The organism is Streptomyces sp. NBC_00203, from assembly GCF_045206325.1.
GTDB lineage: Bacteria > Actinomycetota > Actinomycetes > Streptomycetales > Streptomycetaceae > Streptomyces > Streptomyces lutosisoli.
This window is the reverse complement of record NZ_CP108126.1, coordinates 2,888,475-2,906,254: the sequence shown is the minus strand read 5'-3', so window position 1 is coordinate 2,906,254 and position 17,780 is coordinate 2,888,475. Positions and strand designations below refer to the sequence as shown.

The following is a 17,780-nucleotide window of genomic DNA, read 5'->3' as shown; positions in this document are numbered from 1 at the left end:
CGGAGAGCTCCACACGTGCGTGGAACTGTAAAAACGTCCCGGACCGGGACGATGGTTCCACCAGGTGGCACAGCACACATCGCGGATGTGGCGGATCGGGGCAAGGGTGGGTCCATGCGTGTCTTCCGGAAGACGCGGGGGGCACGACCGAGCGGTGCGGGGCGAGTGCCTCGCGCCGTGCGGCGGCTGTGGAGTTCGCGGCGGGCGTGGTTCCCGTGGCGGGTGCGGCTGCCGCGGGGGGTCCTGGTGGCGCTCGGGTGCGTGCCCGGGCTCGTCGCCGTGATGGCGCTGGTGATGTGCGCGTCCGGGGTGGACCGTACGGGGGCCCACCCCGCCCGGCCGCCGGTCGCCGCCCGGCCCGCCGTGGCCGCGCACCCGGCGGCCCGGCCGGCCATCGTGCCGAGGTCGCGCTGGCTGGACGCGGCGACCGCACGTGCGCACCCCCAGCCGGCACCCCGGTACGACGACCGGGTCGTCGCGATCTTCGTCCACCACACCGACTCGCCGAACGGGTACGCCTGCGCCGACGCGCCCCGCATCATCCGCTACCTCTACGCCGGCCAGACCGGCGCCCGGAACTGGGACGACATCGGCTACAACTTCCTCGTCGACCGCTGCGGGACCATTTATGAGGGGCGTGCGGGCGGGATGGACCGGCCCGTCACCGGGGCGCACGCGCAGGGGTTCAACCATCGGACCGCCGGGGTCGCGGCCATCGGTACGTTCACGGCGGGTACGGAGGTGCCGCGGGCGATGACCGAGGCGATCGCGGCGCTGGCCGCGTGGAAGCTGGGGCTGTCCGGGGTTGATCCGCGGGGCGCGGTGCGGTTGGTGTCCAGCAACAGTCTGAGCCGGTTCCATGCGGGGACCGCTGCCATGCTGCCGACCGTGGCGGGGCACAACGACGGGTTCATGACCAGTTGCCCCGGTGCCGCGTTGACGGCCCGCCTTCCGGAGATCCGTGAGCTGGCCGCCCGGTTGCAGGGGCGTTGATCGCCCCCGCCGCCCCTACCCGTCCCATCCCGTTCCTGGGGGCTGCGCCCCCAGACCCCCCTCAAAGATTGCGCCGTTCCCCGCGCCCCTGAAAGTCGGCTGCGGGCCGGTGGGGGCTGGTCGCGCCCGCGCGGCGGAGCCGCAAATGTCACAGCCCCGCGCCCCTAAAAGACAAAAGAACCCGGGGCGGGCTCACAGGGTTCCCGTAGGTGGCTCACCGATCACCCCGAGGCAGGCGTCATAGCGTCGTGGACACGCACTGACTGGAGGTGGGGATCATGAGTAGCAGTCGTACCCAGAACGCGAACAAGTCCGCGCGCGGGCCGTGGGCGGTGGTCTGCGCGGTCGCGACGGTCGTGCTCGGGCCGGCCGCGGGCACCGCGTCCGCGCTCGACCAGGCCAACGCGGCGCCGATGCACCACGCGGTGAAGGCCGACCAGGCGCAGGCGTACATCCCGTCGGACACGGGCCGCCGCAGGACGCTGGCGGCCTGAGGCTCAGCCCCTGAACCGCTCCCAGAGCTTGGGATAGCGCTCCGCGAGCGCGCCCTCGTTCTCGAAGTCGACCGGCGTGCCCTCGGGCTCCGCGGCGGCGGGCGGGATGCCCAGGTCGGGGGCGACGACGCCGGTGAGCTGTTCGTACGCCTCGTCCGCCGAGTAGCCCAGCTCCTCGCCGTCGCCGTCGATCTCCTCGTCGAAGTCCTCCAGGAGATCGGAGAGCGAGTCCGGGTCGTGCACCGCGCCCTCGAAGACGTCCCGGCCCTGGCCGATCAGCCAGCACCGGAAGAAGTCGAAGGCGTCGTCGCTGGCGCCGTCGAGCAGCACCCAGGCCGCGCCCCACAGATCCCAGCGATACGCGCGGTTGTAGCGGGCCTCGAAGTGCCGGGCGAAGTCGAGGACCATGTCCGGGTCCAACTGGACGAGTCGCTCGACGAGCAGGTCGGCCTGTTCCTCGGGGTCGCCCTCGGCGGCCTCGCGGGTCGTGTCCACCAGCTCCCAGAACTCCGTCTCGTCCATCACGGGTCAAGCATCGGGCCTGGACGGGAGGGACGCACGTGGAGTGGCGCAGATTGTTATGCGTGCACATGCCGAAGGTAAAACCACCGCGTTCGTGCGCATTTCATTCTTATGCGTTTCGGTGGTTCCCCCGTGCGCCCTGCGCGTATTTCACTCGTGCGCACTTCCACGGTGCCCCCACTCATAGAGCGCCGCCAGCCGAGCCGCGTCCCGCGCGAAACGGTCACGCAGCTCCGCCGGGGACAGCACTTCCACCTCCGGTCCGAGCCCCGTCAGCTGCGCGTGGGCGACCTCCTCGGACTCGACGGCGAGGGTGACGGTCACCCAGCCCATGCCGTCAGGCGCGCCGCAGGCGGACAGCGCCTGTCTGGCCGACGCGGGATCAACGGCGTACGACAGTCTCCGCACGCCCTCCGGAGACAGCCGTACGACGACCTCCGCCCGCAGGATGGAGCGTGCGAACTCCTCGGCCCGCTCCTCCCAGAACCCGGGCAGATCGAACGTCTCGTCCCGGCCGAAGCGCTCCTCGCCCGGCGAGACGGCCGTGAACCGGTCGATCCGGTACACCCGGTACCCACGGAAGGGCCCGGGCGAGGACCCCGGCTCCGCGACCTCGGCCACCCGCGCGCACAGGTACCAGACCCCCGCCTTCAGCACGAGCCCGTACGGTTCGAGCACCCGCTCGACCTCGGCATCCCCGCGACGGTAGCGCGCCGTGATCCGCCGGTCGTCCCACACCGCGTCCGCGACCGAGGGCAGCAGCTCGGGCGTCTCGGGTTCGCTGAACCAGGCGGGCGCGTCGAGATGGAACCGCTGCGCCGCCGTACGGGAAGCGTCCCGCAGGGAGGGGAGGAGGGCCGCGGACACCTTCAGGCGGGCCGCCGAGGCCGTGTCCTCCATGCCCATCTCGCGCAGCGCCCCCGGCACCCCGCTCAGGAACAGCGCCTCCGCCTCGCCGCGGGCCAGTCCCGTCAGCCGCGTCCGGTATCCGCCGACCAGCCGATAGCCGCCGGCCCGCCCCCGGTCCGCGTACACCGGAACCCCCGCCTCCGACAGCGCCTGCGCGTCCCGCGTGATGGTCCGTTCGGACACCTCCAGCTCCCGCGCCAGCTCGGCGGCGGTCATCGACGGCCTCGACTGGAGCAGCAGCACCATCTTGATCAGGCGGGCAGCACGCATACGTTCATGATGCGGGGCACCACTGACAGCGCGGAGAACCGCGGCAGACGCCGAAGGGGCACGGCAGTTGCCGTACCCCTTCGCCGAACTGAACTGAACTGAACCGGACCAGATGAGATCAGACCAGACTGGACCGGACCGGACCTCAGGTCTTACAGGCCGTAGCGCTCCCGCGCTTCCTTCACCGCCGACGCCTTGACCTCACCGCGGCGGGCGAGCTGTGCCAGCGCCGCGACGACGATCGACTGGGCGTCCACGCCGAAGTGGCGGCGGGCCGCCTCACGGGTGTCGGAGAGGCCGAAGCCGTCCGCGCCCAGCGAGGAGTAGTCCTGCTCGACCCACTGCGCGATCTGGTCCGGGACCTGGCGCATGTAGTCGGAGACCGCGAGGACCGGGCCCTCGGCGCCCTGCAGCGCCTGGCGGACGAACGGCACCCGCTCCTCGCCGCGCAGCAGGGCCGCGTCGGCCTCCAGCGCGTCGCGGCGCAGCTCGGTCCAGGACGTCGCGGACCATACATCCGCCGCGACACCCCACTCCTCGGCGAGCAGCTTCTGTGCCTCGAGCGTCCAGTGGATCGCCGTGCCGGAGCCCAGCAGCTGGATGCGCGGGGCGTTGGCGGCGGCCACGTTCACGCCCGCCGACTCGGCGGTGTTGAAGCGGTACAGGCCCTTGACGATGCCCTCGTCGATACCGAGGCCGGCCGGCTTGGCGGGCTGCGGCATCGGCTCGTTGTAGACCGTCAGGTAGTAGAAGACGTTCGGGTCCTCGCCCGGAGCCGCCTCGCCGTACATACGGCGCAGACCGTCCTTGACGATCGCCCCGATCTCGTACGCGAACGCCGGGTCGTAGGACAGCGCGGCCGGGTTGGTCGCCGCGATGACGGGGGAGTGGCCGTCGGCGTGCTGGAGGCCCTCGCCCGTCAGCGTCGTACGGCCGGCCGTGGCGCCGACGAGGAAGCCGCGGCCGAGCTGGTCGCCGAGCTGCCACATCTGGTCGGCCGTGCGCTGCCAGCCGAACATCGAGTAGAAGATGTAGAAGGGGATCATCGCTTCGCCGTGCGTGGAGTACGCGGTGGACGCGGCGATGAAGTCCGCCATGGAACCGGCCTCGGTGATCCCCTCGTTGAGGATCTGGCCGTCCTTGGCCTCCTTGTAGTACATCAGCTGGTCGCGGTCGACCGGCTCGTACGTCTGGCCCTTGGGCGAGTAGATGCCGAGGGACGGGAAGAGGCTCTCCATGCCGAAGGTGCGCGCCTCGTCGGGGACGATCGGCACCCAGCGCCTGCCGGTCTGCTTGTCGCGGACCAGGTCCTTGACCAGGCGGACGAAGGCCATCGTCGTCGCCACGTTCTGCGTGCCGGAGCCCTTGTCGAAGGACGCGAACGTCTTGTCGGCGGGGGCGGGCAGCGGGGCGAGGGCGTGCGTACGGCGGGCCGGGGCCGGGCCGCCGAGGGCCGCGCGGCGCTCCTGGAGGTAACGGACCTCGGGGGCGTCGGCGCCCGGGTGGCCGTAGGGGACCTGGCCGTCGATGAACTGGCTGTCGGAGATGGGGAGTTCGAGCAGGTCACGCATCTGCTTGAACTCGTCCGTCGACAGCTTCTTCATCTGGTGGTTGGCGTTCTTGGACGCGAAGCCCGTGCCGAGCGTGAAGCCCTTGACCGTCTGGGCCAGGATCACCGTCGGCGCGCCCTTGTGGGCCAGGGCGGCGCGGTAGGCGGCGTACACCTTGCGCGACTCGTGGCCACCGCGGGAGAGGTGGAAGCACTCAAGGATCTTGTCGTCGCTCAGCAGCTTCGCCATCTCGACGAGCGCCGGGTCGGCGCCGAAGAAGTCCTGGCGGATGTAGGCGGCGTCGCGGGTCTGGTACGTCTGCACCTGCGCGTCGGGTACCTGGCGCAGGCGGCGTACGAGCGCGCCCGTGGTGTCGAGCTGGAACAGCTCGTCCCAGGCCGAGCCCCACAGCGACTTCACGACGTTCCAGCCGGCGCCGCGGAACTGGGCCTCCAGCTCCTGCACGATCTTGAAGTTCGCGCGGACCGGGCCGTCGAGGCGCTGCAGGTTGCAGTTGATGACGAAGGTCAGGTTGTCCAGACCCTCGCGGGAGGCGAGTGCGAGTGCCGCGGTCGACTCGGGCTCGTCCATCTCGCCGTCACCGAGGAACGCCCAGACGTGGGACTGCGAGACGTCCTTGATGCCGCGGTTGGTGAGGTAGCGGTTGAAGCGCGCCTGGTAGATGGCGGAGAGCGGGCCGAGGCCCATCGACACCGTCGGGAACTCCCACAGCCAGGGGAGGCGGCGCGGGTGCGGGTACGAGGGCAGACCGTTGCCGCCGGACTCCTGGCGGAAGCGGTCGAGGTGCTGCTCGCTCAGCCGGCCGTCGAGGAAGGCGCGGGCGTAGATGCCGGGGGAGGCGTGGCCCTGGATGTAGAGCTGGTCGCCGGACCCGTCGGCCTCCTTGCCCTTGAAGAAGTGGTTGAAGCCGGTCTCGTAGAGCCAGGCAGCGGAGGCGAAGGTGGCGATGTGGCCGCCCACCCCGTATTTGCTGCCCCGGCTCACCATCGCGGCCGCGTTCCAGCGGTTCCACGCGGTGATCCGGCGCTCCATCTCCTCGTCGCCGTCCACGGTGGGCTCGGCGGCGGTGGGGATGGTGTTGACGTAGTCCGTCTCAAGCAGCTTGGGCAGCGCGAGACCGTTGCCCTCGGCGCGTTCCAGTGTGCGGCGCATCAGGTACGCGGCACGGTGCGGCCCGGCCGCCTGGGTGACGGCGTCCAGGGAAGCCTGCCATTCGGCGGTCTCCTCGGGGTCGCGGTCCGGGAGCTGGTCGAGCTCGCTCGGCTGGATTGCGGTGGGGTCGGTCATTGCGCCGCCTTCCGGATGCGGAGGGGGGTTCCCTCATCGGTAAGGGGTTTTCGGGGTGCCCTTTGTCTTTGGCAGGACAGGGCGATGGGCTCTGGTGGGAGCCCGTCGGTGACTGTAACCCCCTGATCGATGATCGATCAAAGGGTTCAGGCCGAAAACCTCTTCGTATCGCGAAAGTCGGCACGGGGTGCCTTCACGGCAGGCACCGGGTGCCTTGGATTCCCAGGGATTCTTCAGGGTTTTCCCAGGTGAGCACGGGTGTGCTCGGCTGCGCTCGGCTGTGTCGAGGCTGCGGCGAGGCCGTGGCGCGCCGCCCGGCACGAGTGCCTCGGCCGTGCCTCAGCGGTGTCACGGCCGCGGCGCGCACCCCAGCACATGCGCCTTCACCAGGTCGGCGATCAGCGGATCCCGCCGCCGGAACGCGTCCACGAGGGCCTCGTGCTCCTCCGCGTACGACTGCTGGACGGTCCCCAGCCAGCGGATCGACAGGGCCGTGAACACCTCGATGCCCAGCCCTTCCCAGGTGTGCAGCAGCACGGAGTTGTTGGCGGCCCGCACCAGCTCCCGGTGGAAGCCCACGGTGTGCCGGACCTGACCGGTCCCGTCCGACAGCCGGTCGGCCTCGTACAGCGCCGCGACATGCGGCTCCAGCGCCGAGCAGTCCTCGGCGAGCCGCTCGGCCGCCAGCTCGGCCGCGATGGCCTCGAGACCGGCTCGTACGGGGTAGCTCTCCTCCAGGTCGGCGGCTGTCAGGTTTCTCACCCGCACGCCCTTGTTCGGCGCCGACTCGATCAGCCGCAGCGACTCCAGCTCGCGCAGCGCCTCCCGCACAGGGGTCTGGCTGACCTCCAGCTCGGTGGCGATCCGCCGCTCCACGATCCGCTCGCCCGGCTTCCAGCGCCCGCTGACGATCCCCTCCACGATGTGCTCGCGGATCTGTTCGCGCAGCGAGTGGACGACGGGCGCGGTCATGAAGGCTCCTTTGGGAGGGGTGCGGGAACCCCGAGGGCGTTTGACGTTTAGACAATAAGGCCGCACCCCGCTCCGTGAGAGGCGCACGGGGGCGCTTTCATGCAGGTGAGACGAGACTTACACGCTGTCAGAGTGCCCGCGCCTGTAAAGACCCGTACCGGGTACGGCCCGGAGGCGTCACGACCGTGTCACCCGTTGAACTGCCGAGCCCCCGTTACGTGTGGCCCCCTGCACAGGGTTCCCGCGCCGGGCGCCCTCGGGAACATCGGCGGGAACACCAGGGGGATGACATGAGCGGACGGGCACGGAAACGAGGGTTTCGCTGGGCGCTGGCGGCGACCGCGGCCGGAGTGGTCGTGGGCATGACGGGCTGCCAGCCGATGGACACCGGGGCGGCCGTGAAGCCGAGCGGCGGCACACCGTCCCACAGCGCCACCGCCGGCACCGGCTCGGCAGGCCCGGTGGGCTCGGCCGGGCAGCCCGCAGGCCCCGGCGGCGCCTGCGTCTTCGTCAAGCCGGACGGCGCCCAGAAGTTCGGCCACACCGGCTGGGGCTTCCGCATCACGGGCACCGACCGCTGGGAGTACGGCGCCGTCGAGAACCCGGGCAACGGGCTCTACACCCCACCCGGCGGCGACATCGGCGCCTGGCACGCCGAGGGCTCGTACGCCCAGATGCTCAGCGACATGTCCCGCGACGCGCACTACCCCGGGAAGTCGACCCACCCGTACAGCCGCTACCGCTGCACGTCCTCGTCCACCAGCGACGTGAACGGCGCCCGCGCGATGATCCGTACGGTGGAGAGCCGCGGGTTCCTCGTCGGGATCGACCCGGAGACGGGGGATCTGGGGTCGCGGGACTGTCTGGACGCGACGTACGACGTTTTGAAGGCGTATCGGACGCGGCATCTGACGCCTGCGTATCAGACGGAGATTCCGAATGTGTGGGTGGAGACGTTGGTGCTGTGGACGGACAGGGCGCTGACGCCTCGGTGAGGTCGGTTGTCTGGTTGTTCGTCGTCCGGCTGTCCGGCTATGGCGGGGTTCCCGGGAGTTGGGGATCTTGGTTTTGCGGAACCGCCAGGGGAAGCCGCCGCCTCGGGGCTTGATGGGGGTACGGGTGGGCGGGATGCGATACCCGGCGGCTACGAGGTGGAGGGCATCGGCGTAGGAGCCGGGGGCGGTACTCACCTCAGGCAGGCAGCGCCGGTCCGCGCCGTACATCTCGGCTGCGCCGATGGCGATGCTGTGCGCCTTCCCTACCGAGCGGCCGTGGGCGAGGGCGCTGTAGAGCGTGCGGGAGTAGTCGAGGCAGCCGGTGTCGGTGATCGGGCCGCCGGTGCCTATGACGCAGGGGACGGTCTCGGAGAGAAGCGCGGCCAGCTCGGAGGTCCAGCAGGCGCTGAGGACTACGAGCCGGAGGCACTCCGCCACGAATTCAGCTTGTTTCTTGCGAGGAACCCCGGGCGTTCACGCCCGGGAGGAATCGCATCCTTGGTCAGGCGGCGCGGAGCGCCGCAGCGTCATGATGTCTGCTCGGCCGCGGAGCGGCCGGGTCTCTCGTCCGGTCAAGGCGCCGACGCATGGCCATGCGTGTTCACTCGTTCAGGTGATCGACTTCGAACGTGTGGTGCCGTCTCGTGCGGGTGTGTACGTTCGGTGCTTGTGAAGCTGGTGGTGCAGGTCAAGCTGCTGCCGACGCCCCAGCAGGCGGCGGCGTTCGAGGCAACCCTGCGCGCCTGCAACGAGGCGGCCACCTGGGTGAGCGAGGTGGCCTTCGAGCGCGGGGAGTTCAAGAACTTCGCCCTGCGCAAGCGCGTCTACGGCGAGGTCAAGTCGCGCTGGGGCCTGGGCGCGCAGGCCGCCCAGCACGTCATCAAGAAGACGTGCGACGCGTACACCACGTTGAGGGCGAACCTGAAGGCCGGAAACCTGGGACGGCCCGGCTCGAACCGCTACCGCCGGGCCACCGAGAAGCCGATCATGTTCCGCCCCCAGGGGGCGCAGCCCTACGACGACCGGATGCTGTCCTGGCAGATCCCGGACCGGACGGTGTCGATCTGGACCCCCGGCGGGCGGGTCAAGAACGTGGCATTCACCGCCTCCCCAGAGCAGCTGGCGGCCCTGGCCTTGTACCGCAAGGGCGAATCCGACCTGCTGGAGCGGGACGGCATGTGGTTCCTGAGCGCCACCTGCGAAGTCCCCGAAGCGCCGCTGGACACCGATCCAGTGGACTTCCTCGGGATCGACCTGGGCATCGTGAACATCGCCACCACCTCGGACGGCGAGATCCTGGCCGGGCGGGCACTCAACCGCATCCGGGCCCGGGAACGCACACTCCGCGCCAAGCTGCAGAAGAAGAACACCCCGTCCGCCAAGCGCCGGCTGAAGAAGCGGCGGCGCAAGGAGGCCAGGCGGGCGAAGGACATCAACCACAAGATCGCGAAACACGTGGTGGCCGAGGCAGAACGCACCGGTCGCGGAATCGCCCTGGAAGACCTGACAGGGATCCGCGAGCGGGTACGGCTTCGCAAGCCCCAACGGGCCACCCATTCCAGCTGGTCGTTTGCCCAGCTGGGGTCGTTCATCGCGTACAAGGCCCGCAAGGCGGGCGTGCCGGTGGTGCACGTCGATCCGGCGTACACCTCCCGCACCTGCGCCGAATGCGGGCACATCGACAGGGCGAACCGGGTCTCCCAGGCCTGGTTCGCATGCCGGAACTGCGGGTTCGTTGATCACGCAGACCGGAACAGCTCCCGCAACATCCGGGCTCGTGCCTGGCAGTTGTGGCGACGCGGGGCCCAGTCAACGGCCCCTGCCCCGCCCCGGCAGCACCGCCGGATCGGGACTGGACGCAAACGCAGTGTCACCGCCAGTGACGCCCGTTGTGCAAGCCCGGCGCTTTAGCGCCGGGTAGTTGACTGAGCAGTTTGCATAGGCCCTGGTCGGAGACCGGGGCCTCTCCGCCGTCGCCGGTGAGGAAACGGAGGCCGCCGCCGGGGGTGCCGCGGGCGGAGAAGTGCAGGACTGCGGGGGCGCCCCTGATCAGACGGTCGGGCAGGTCTCGGGCCTGCGCCGCTTGGAGGCTTTCGAGGGTGAGGGCGTGGCCGTACCGCCCGTGCGTGATGCTCTGCTGCATTTCCCGGTACTCCGCTCCGGCGTCTGGGGTTCCGGGTAGTCGGGGGGAGGCTGCCTGGACTACGAGGATCGTGGAGCAGGGGAGGGGCGGCGTGGCCATGGGTGGGCGTGGGTGGTTACGGGGTCGTCATGGGGTGGCTGTTGTGGACAGGAGGCTTTGGAGGAGGGTGTTCAGGGCCGGGGCGTGTTGGGGGGAGCGGCCTATGAGGGTGGCGATCTCGGCGATGGCTCGGTCTCGGGCTGTGGGGTCGGGGGTGGGCCAGGGAGTGGGGTCGTAGGGGGTGTCGGCGAGGGCTGCGGAGATGGCCAGGTGGACGGTGCCGGTGAACTCGTCTTGATGGATGAGGAGTTCGAGCAGGGCGCAGGCGTTGAGGAGGGTGGGGTCCGGGGCGGCTACTAGCTGCTGGATTCGTTCGTTCAGGGGGGTGCGGTCCTTGACGTATCGGTAGGCGGTGGGGATTCCGTCTGCGCGGGCCAGGACGAGGAGTCCGAAGTGGGCGGCGGATTCTGCGCTTTCGGTGTCGGTGCTGAGTAGTCCGAGGGCCTGGTCGTGCAGGAGATGCTCTGCGTGGTCCGAGAGGTAGGTCTGGGACTTCTCCCAGGTAGGGGAGTTGATCCAGGAACTGAGAAGTTCTCCCGTGAGGTACGGGCGGAACGCGGCGTCCGGGGTGTTGGCTGTGGCGTCGTGGGCGATGCGCAGATGTTGCTCGGCGGCCTTGGAGACCAGAGCGAGTTCCTCCAAGGCCAGGGCGGTTTCGGGGGACTGGAGGTGCGCCGAGTGTTCCTCCCAGAAAGCGCGGGAGGCCACCCAAGTGGGGCAGCTGATCCACTCGATGGCGAGATCGATGGTGGCCTCGGGGAGCGCCAGCCATGCCGGGGGTTCTGCGCCGGTTGATGTACGCCAGGAGTCAGCGATCTGAGAGGCGGCGTCGGTGCTTGTGCGGCTGAGGTCGCGTAGCAGGCGCCGGGCATTGAGAGCGGCGGGATCTGGGCCGGTGAGTGGGGGCGATGCGAGGAGTTCGATCAAGGAGTGAATTCCGGCATCGGGTTCTGCCTGTGTGAGTTGGAATTCCGCGCGCTGGACGCCGATCTGGCGCGCGGCAGCTGGGTGGGAGTCTAGGGACTGCTCTGCCTGGGTGAAGGCGGTAAGCGCTTCGTCAACGGGGGCGATGGTGGCGAGGTTGTTGAGGGAGTTGGCGAGGTCGGGGAGGTAGGCGGCGGGGTTGGCCTTGGCGAGGGTGCGGCGGATGGTGACGGCTTGGTTGACGGTGGCGAGTGCGGCTTGTCGGTCTCCGGTCTTGCTCTGAGTGGTGGCGAGGTTGTTGAGGGAGGTGGCGAGGGCGGGAAGGTAGGCGGCGCGGTTGGTTTCGGCGAGGGTGCGGTAGAGGTCGGTGGCTTGGTTGACGGTGGCGAGTGCGGTCTGTCGGTCTCCGGTCTCGCTCTGATAGATGGCGAGGTTGTTGAGGGAACTGGCGAGGTCGGGGAGGTAGGCGGCGGGGTTGGTTTCGGCGAGGGTGCGGTAGAGGTCGGTGGCTTGGTTGCTGGTGGTGAGTGCGGTCTGCTGGTCTCCGGTCTCGCTCTGATAGATGGCGAGGTTGTTGAGGGAGGTGGCGAGGTCGGGGAGGTAGGCGGCGGGGTTGGTTTCGGCGAGGGTGCGGCGGATGGTGACGGCTTGGTTGATGGTGGTGAGTGCGGCTTGTCGGTCTCCGGTCTCGCTCTGGCGGATGGCGAGAGTGTTGAGGGAGGTGGCGAGGTCGGGGAGGTAGGCGGCGGGGTTGGTTTCGGCGAGGGTGCGGCGGATGGTGACGGCTTGGTTGATGGTGGTGAGTGCGGCTTGTCGGTCTCCGGTCTCGCTCTGGTAGACGGAGAGGTTGTTCAGGGACAGGGCGAGGTCGGGGAGGTAGGCGGCGGGGTTGGTTTCGGCAAGGGTCCAATACAGGTCAGACGCTTCCCGGGACGGCACAAGCGCCTTCTCCCACTGTCCCGCTTCCCAAAGGGAGACCGCCAGCCCACCCAACGCCCTCGCGAGATCAGGCCAGAACACCTCCCCCCGCAGCTCCACAAGTTCACGCACCAACGCGATACCCCTGCCTCCCGCCATGACCGCGTGCTCTGAAAGCGACCCCCGCAGGTAGGGATTCGCGTGCTCAAGAACCGACGCATCATCGCTCTGCTGCCGCAGAAGATCCACAAACGCACGAGCCACGCGGAACGCAGGCCCCGCCTGTCCCTCCGCACGCGGCCCGGCGGACACCCCCCGCAGATGCTCGATGAACTCCCGGTGGTAAAGCCGATACACGGCCTGGACGCCATCGCTGTCCTCGATGACATACCGCCCGTAGCAGTTGAGCAGCCAGTCCAGGTCTTCCCGCCCATAGACAGTCCCGGCCGCACTGAGTGCCGTGGCCGCCGCCTCCCACACGCCCCTGGCGGGCATGCCGTTGCCCGTGCCCCAGGCGAGCGCGGTCAGCAGATCCTGCGCGGCGTGCGGGAGGACCTCCCCGTCCCGCTCCAGCTTCGGCCCGGCGGTCAGGTCTTCCGTGAACGCGGCCGAGATGGAGGCCGGAACACTCTGTTCCCACTCCTCGGCGCCGGTCTCGGGGAAGTGCCTGATCACGGAATCGATTGCCATCTGGGCGAACAGGAACCCCCCATGGCTCACGGAGGCCCGTCGCTTGATCAGCACGGCGGCTTCGTCGGGCAGGCCCGTGCCCTGGAATCGGCGGCGGGCGTACTCCTCGATGTCGTCACCCGTGTCGGCTTCGTCGTCCAGGCCGGCCGCGCGTGCCCGGATCCCCAGAACGCGACTGATCGCCTGATCCAGCGGTTCCCCGGCCTCCTCGGCCCCGGGATTGAACGGCCGGTCCCGAGAGGCCAGCAGGACGCACGCCATCCGGCTGAGCGGAGCCAGCACCTGTTCGACGATCGGGGCGGCCTGGTCCGAGGCGGCCTCGTCCAGACCGTCCAGGACAAGCACCGGAGGTGGACCGGAGGCGGGCCACTCCCGCTCCACATCGGCGATCAAGGCGGCCGGAGTCTCGGGAGCGTCCAGCTTCAGTTCCCGGGCGATGGCCTCCGCGAGCTGCTGGACCGTGAGTCCCCGCAGATGCAGGGAGCCATTCACCGTGCCCACTCGGGGAGCCGGATCGTCTTCGCGGAGGGCGCCGTGCTTCTCGATGTCGGCTCGGTGTACTCGGTCGGCGAGGGTCGAGATCCTCCCCAACACGGCCGACTTGCCGCTGCCCGCGCTCCCCGTGACCAGGAACAACCCCGGCTCCTCGGCCTTGCACCAGTCGACGATCTCCCTGAGCACCCGCCGGCGTCCGCTGAAGAACCAGCCCTCTTCGACACGGGCCACCCCGCGTGCCGCCCTGACCAGGTGTTCCACGAGCTCCGGTTCGGGCTTCTTCTCCTTCTGCGGGTTGTGGAACATCGGTCGGTCCCGTCCGAGGAAAGCGGGGATCGGAAGCTGGCCCTCGTCCTCCGGCCATTGGTCAAGGGCGGCCTGGATGACCGCGGATCCGGTGATCTGCCCGTTCCGGGGGCTCCATTCGTGGCGGTAGCTCTTGGCCCGGGGGCCGTTGCGCAAGACCTCGGCCACGGTCGCCAGCAGGATGCCGCGCCCCTCGGCCTTCTCCTGCGGGCGGCAGCTCGCGACGACCCCGAGCCAGTTCGACCGGCCCGGTGGAAGAGTCTTGGCGGCCAGATCGGCGAGTGCCTCGTCCAGAGACGCCATGACTCCCGCGCCCGAGTAACAGGTGTCGACCAGCAGCAGAATCTGATCCGCACCACTGCGCAGCGTGGCGGACGTGAGGGTGTCCATCCCGTAGGTCTGCTCGGAATCCTTGATGTCGAGCGTGTCGTGCACGATCAGCCGGAGTCTGTCGTTGCGGAGCTGTCCGTGCCCCGACCACAACACAATCGCCGGCCCGTTCCCGCCCCGCTCCTTCCACCCCTTCCGCCAGTCCTCCACCGACGCCTTGAGGCCATCGCGGCGTGGGTCCTCGACCACGGTCGGCGTATACCCGTACCCCTCCAGCAGCGTGCAAAGGCTGTTCAACTGCTCTGCCGCGTGGTCCAGTTCGGGGAACTTCGCGCTCTCGTACCGCTGAACCACAACCCCGAGAACAGTCCCCTTGACCGGCTGGTCCGGCTGCTCACTCACCCGACTCACCCACCAACGTCAGCGCGGTGACCGTCGACTCCGCGCGCCCCTCCACCCGTACCGCCAGCCGATAGGCCCCACCCTCCGGAGCGGGGAAACTCCCCTGGTAGCGCCCGCCGCCAAGGTTCCGCAGAGACCGGGACGCCCCGTCCCGTGCGCCCGCGGGTGTCAGTTCCGCCACGACCAGCAGCTCGTCGTGCCCCTCCACGTCACCCGGCACCGAAACCCGCACCTCATAGGGCACCCCGTGCTCCAGCAGGGACGGAGCCAGCACGCTCAGCGGTGGCACATCCTCGTCCTCCGGGCCCCGGTGGAAGGGAGGCTCTTGCCCGAGCCAGCCCCAGATCGCGTCGCGCACGCCCTGGTTGTTCTGTAGGGAGCCGTGCTGCTCGTTGGGGGTGAAGGCCGTGGCTGTCAGGGATCCCGTGCCGGCGGCGTTGGCCGGGAGGGCCGAGAGGCGGGGGACGGTGCCGTCGCCGCCCTCGTCGACGCCGTCGATGTCCCACGCGGGGACCAGCACATCGTCGGAGTACACACCCGTGGTCGCCGTCGGCTGACGTACGCCTACGACCGCGATCAGGTCTGTGCGGGTAGAACGGCCGGGCGCCTCCGCCGCCTGTCGCAGTTCGGCGTGGAAGCGGGCCGCGTCCTCCAGGAGCTTGGCGTCGGGGCCGGGGAGGCCGGTCAGATCGCGGGCGTAGGCGAGACCGTCCGCCGTCGAGACGCACGCGTAGTCCGGTGCGAGCTGGTGCAGCGAGGGGAGCGAGCGTGCGAAGCCGGTGAGGTCGATGCCGAACGGGCCCCAGCCCTTGCGCAGGCCGTTGACCAGATGGACGAGGGCGTCGAGTGAGCCGCGGTGCGGGGTGCCGAGGGTGATGAGGCGGCGGGTGGTCTCGTGTCCGCGCAGGCATTCCACGTAGTGGCGGGCCACCAGTCCGCCCATGGAGTGGCAGAGGAACACGACCTGCGCGTCGGCGCGCTCCGGTGCCGAGGAGCGCCAGCGTTCCAGCTCCTCCGTGACGCGTTCCCGCAGGCGGTGGGCGTTGTACCGGCAGGACAGCCGCCAGTCGTACCCGAACTCGACCAGGTTCGCCGCCGTACCCGGAGGGTCGTTCGGCAGTCGGCGACGCAGGGTGAAGTTCTGCTCCAGGAACCCCAGCAGGTCGGTGTAGCCGTCGACGGGGTGCCAGATGCCCGGGATCGCGTGGAGGTCGGGCATGACGCCGACGGGACGTACGCCGTCGCCGGGGTGGTCGTCACCGATGTCGGCGGGTAACCGCAGTCCCTTGACCGACTTCCCGAAGGTGCGAAGGGCCCGCCACAGGGCACCGCCCGACAGATCCCAGATGGCGGCGCCGTCGGCGTCCGCGAGCCGGGTCCCCATGATGCCCGGCAGAAACACGACAAGATCAGTGACAGGTGCGCGCTTCATGCGGCTCCCCCCCGTTGCGTGAACCGCTGCGGCCTGAACCCGCCCGTGGGATGGCCGCAAATGAACTAACTAACGGTAGCGAGCCGGACCGGACCGCATCAGGGGATGGGGCGATTGCGGAGGAAGAATGAGAGGAAATACGACGGCGCCCCCGCCCGGAGAACTCCGGACAGGGGCGCCGTGTGAGCGACGTGCGAACGTGCGAACTACAGGCCGAGCTCGACCTCGAACTCGCCGGCCTCCAGGATCGCCTTGACCGCGGTCAGGTAGCGGGCGGCGTCGGCGCCGTCCACCAGACGGTGGTCGTAGGAGAGCGTCAGGTAGGTCATGTCGCGGACGCCGATGACGGTGCCCTCTTCCGTCTCGATGACGGCCGGACGCTTGACCGTGGCGCCGATGCCCAGGATCGCGACCTGGTTCGGCGGCACGATGATCGTGTCGAAGAGTGCGCCGCGCGAGCCGGTGTTGGAGATGGTGAAGGTCGCGCCGGACAGCTCGTCCGGAGTGATCTTGTTGGCGCGGACCTTGCCCGCCAGGTCGGCGGTGGCCTTCGAGATGCCGGCGATGTTCAGGTCGCCCGCACCCTTGATGACCGGGGTCATCAGGCCCTTCTCCGAGTCCACCGCGATACCGATGTTCTCGGAGTCGAAGTAGGTGATCGTGCCCTCGGCCTCGTTGATCCGGGCGTTGATGACCGGGTGGGCCTTCAGCGCCTGGGCCGCCGCCTTCACGAAGAACGGCATCGGGGAGAGCTTGACGCCCTCGCGGGCCGCGAAGGAGTCCTTCGCCTGCGCGCGGAGCTTCATCAGGCGGGTGATGTCGACCTCGACGACCGAGGACAGCTGGGCCTGCTCGTGCAGGGCCTTCACCATGTTGTCGCCGATGACCTTGCGGATGCGGGTCATCTTGACGGTCTGGCCGCGGAGCGGGGAGACCTCGAGAACCGGGGCCTTCTTCGCGCCGGCGGCCGGAGCGGCGGCGGCGACCGGAGCCGGCGCCGGGGCGGCGGCAGCGGCCTTCGCGGCCTCGGCGGCGGCGATGACGTCCTGCTTGCGGATACGACCGCCGACGCCGGTGCCCTTGACGGTGGCCAGGTCGACGCCGTTGTCGGCGGCGAGCTTGCGCACCAGCGGGGTCACGTACGCGCCCTCGTCGGTGGCCTGCGCGGCGACGGGCGCCGGAGCCGGGGTGACGGGGGCGGGCGCGGCGACCGGCGCGGGGGCCGGGACCGGAGGCGCGACCGGGGCGGCGGCCTGGACCGGAGCCGGGGGCGCCACCGGGGCGGCCGGGGCGGCCGGGGCCGGAGCCGGGGGAGCCACCGGAGCGGCCGGGGCGGCAGCGGCGGGAGCCGGAGCGGCGGCCGGAGCCGCGCCCGGGGCACCGATGACGGCGAGCTTCGCGCCGACCTCGGCGGTCTCGTCCTCGCCGACCACGATCTCCAGCAGGACGCCGGCGACCGGCGCGGGGATCTCGGTGTCGACCTTGTCCGTGGAGACCTCGAGCAGCGGCTCGTCCTCCGCGACCTCCTCGCCGACCTGCTTCAGCCAGCGGGTGACGGTGCCCTCGGTGACCGACTCGCCCAGCGCGGGCAGCACGACGTCGGTACCGGTGGCGCCACCGGCCGGGGCGGCGGGGGCAGCGGGGGCGGCCGGAGCTGCGGGGGCCTCGGCGACCGGGGCCGGGGCGGCCGGAGCGGCCACGGGCTCGGCGGCCGGAGCCGGGGCGGCGGCGGGGGCACCCGTGCCGTCGTCGATGACGGCCAGCTCGGCGCCGACCTCGACGGTCTCGTCCTCGGCGACCTTGATGGACGCCAGGATGCCGGCGACGGGCGAGGGGATCTCGGTGTCGACCTTGTCGGTCGACACTTCGAGCAGCGGCTCGTCGGCCTCGACGCGCTCGCCCTCGGCCTTCAGCCAGCGGGTGACAGTGCCCTCGGTAACGCTCTCACCGAGCGCCGGAAGGGTTACGGAAACCGGCATGGTTTCTGTTGCTCCTTACGAATGGTGCGGAAGTCTGTGGTCGTCGTCG

The 17,780-nt window shown here is 70.1% G+C and carries 11 protein-coding genes; 4 read left to right on the top strand and 7 right to left on the bottom strand.

Features of this window, described 5'->3' with window-relative positions:
* Positions 1-15 precede the first annotated feature (15 nt).
* Together OG975_RS13315 and OG975_RS13310 are read left to right on the top strand one after the other, a co-directional pair.
* Positions 16-993: a peptidoglycan recognition protein gene (locus OG975_RS13315; RefSeq protein ID WP_406329312.1), complete on the top strand. Its 978-nt coding sequence runs from the start codon at positions 16-18 to the stop codon at positions 991-993.
* A 278-nt stretch (positions 994-1,271) separates the two neighbouring features.
* The gene (locus tag OG975_RS13310) at positions 1,272-1,487 is read left to right on the top strand and encodes a hypothetical protein (RefSeq protein WP_406329311.1); all 216 of its coding nucleotides are present in this window, start codon (positions 1,272-1,274) and stop codon (positions 1,485-1,487) included.
* Between the two features lie 3 nt (positions 1,488-1,490).
* Here the strand turns inward: OG975_RS13310 and OG975_RS13305 are convergent, their stop codons facing one another.
* The 4 genes from OG975_RS13305 to OG975_RS13290 all read right to left on the bottom strand — a co-directional run bounded on the left by OG975_RS13305 (position 1,491) and on the right by OG975_RS13290 (position 7,018).
* Positions 1,491-2,009: a DUF4240 domain-containing protein gene (locus OG975_RS13305; RefSeq protein WP_406336253.1), complete on the bottom strand. Its 519-nt coding sequence runs from the start codon at positions 2,007-2,009 to the stop codon at positions 1,491-1,493.
* Between the two features lie 150 nt (positions 2,010-2,159).
* Positions 2,160-3,188, bottom strand: a complete 1,029-nt coding sequence (locus tag OG975_RS13300) for a helix-turn-helix transcriptional regulator (protein ID WP_406329310.1) — start codon at positions 3,186-3,188, stop codon at positions 2,160-2,162.
* Between the two features lie 152 nt (positions 3,189-3,340).
* Positions 3,341-6,046: a pyruvate dehydrogenase (acetyl-transferring), homodimeric type gene (gene aceE, locus OG975_RS13295; protein WP_406329309.1), complete on the bottom strand. Its 2,706-nt coding sequence runs from the start codon at positions 6,044-6,046 to the stop codon at positions 3,341-3,343.
* A gap of 348 nt (positions 6,047-6,394) precedes the next feature.
* Positions 6,395-7,018, bottom strand: coding sequence for a GntR family transcriptional regulator (locus OG975_RS13290; protein ID WP_406329308.1), 624 nt, complete (start codon positions 7,016-7,018; stop codon positions 6,395-6,397).
* Positions 7,019-7,308: 290 nt separating this feature from the next.
* Here OG975_RS13290 and OG975_RS13285 point away from each other — a divergent pair, with 290 nt between their 5' ends.
* Both OG975_RS13285 and OG975_RS13280 read left to right on the top strand, forming a co-directional pair.
* On the top strand, positions 7,309-8,013 hold the full coding sequence (locus OG975_RS13285) for a hypothetical protein (protein WP_406329307.1): 705 nt from the start codon (positions 7,309-7,311) through the stop codon (positions 8,011-8,013).
* Between the two features lie 669 nt (positions 8,014-8,682).
* On the top strand, positions 8,683-9,924 hold the full coding sequence (locus OG975_RS13280) for an RNA-guided endonuclease InsQ/TnpB family protein (RefSeq protein ID WP_406329306.1): 1,242 nt from the start codon (positions 8,683-8,685) through the stop codon (positions 9,922-9,924).
* Between the two features lie 358 nt (positions 9,925-10,282).
* Here the strand turns inward: OG975_RS13280 and OG975_RS13275 are convergent, their stop codons facing one another.
* From OG975_RS13275 to sucB, 3 genes are all read right to left on the bottom strand, one after another.
* The gene (locus tag OG975_RS13275; protein ID WP_406329305.1) at positions 10,283-14,320 is read right to left on the bottom strand and encodes an AAA family ATPase; all 4,038 of its coding nucleotides are present in this window, start codon (positions 14,318-14,320) and stop codon (positions 10,283-10,285) included.
* Complete coding sequence (locus OG975_RS13270) at positions 14,313-15,752, bottom strand: esterase/lipase family protein (protein WP_406329304.1); 1,440 nt, start codon at positions 15,750-15,752, stop codon at positions 14,313-14,315. The genes OG975_RS13275 and OG975_RS13270 overlap by 8 nt, the downstream gene beginning before the upstream one ends.
* Positions 15,753-15,958: 206 nt before the next feature.
* Positions 15,959-17,731 (bottom strand): 2-oxoglutarate dehydrogenase, E2 component, dihydrolipoamide succinyltransferase, encoded by a 1,773-nt coding sequence (gene sucB, locus OG975_RS13265; RefSeq protein ID WP_406329303.1) that lies wholly within the window; start codon positions 17,729-17,731, stop codon positions 15,959-15,961.
* Between the last annotated feature and the right edge of the window lie 49 nt (positions 17,732-17,780).

Bases quoted from the DNA above. Each gene is read 5' to 3' on its own strand.
- OG975_RS13290 (WP_406329308.1), bottom strand. From the start codon at position 7,018: ATGACCGCGCCCGTCGTCCACTCGCTGCGCGAACAGATCCGCGAGCAC.
- OG975_RS13310 (WP_406329311.1), top strand. From the start codon at position 1,272: ATGAGTAGCAGTCGTACCCAGAACGCGAACAAGTCCGCGCGCGGGCCG.
- OG975_RS13305 (WP_406336253.1), bottom strand. From the start codon at position 2,009: ATGGACGAGACGGAGTTCTGGGAGCTGGTGGACACGACCCGCGAGGCC.
- aceE (WP_406329309.1), bottom strand. From the start codon at position 6,046: ATGACCGACCCCACCGCAATCCAGCCGAGCGAGCTCGACCAGCTCCCG.
- OG975_RS13300 (WP_406329310.1), bottom strand. From the start codon at position 3,188: ATGCGTGCTGCCCGCCTGATCAAGATGGTGCTGCTGCTCCAGTCGAGG.
- OG975_RS13285 (WP_406329307.1), top strand. From the start codon at position 7,309: ATGAGCGGACGGGCACGGAAACGAGGGTTTCGCTGGGCGCTGGCGGCG.
- OG975_RS13270 (WP_406329304.1), bottom strand. From the start codon at position 15,752: ATGAAGCGCGCACCTGTCACTGATCTTGTCGTGTTTCTGCCGGGCATC.
- sucB (WP_406329303.1), bottom strand. From the start codon at position 17,731: ATGCCGGTTTCCGTAACCCTTCCGGCGCTCGGTGAGAGCGTTACCGAG.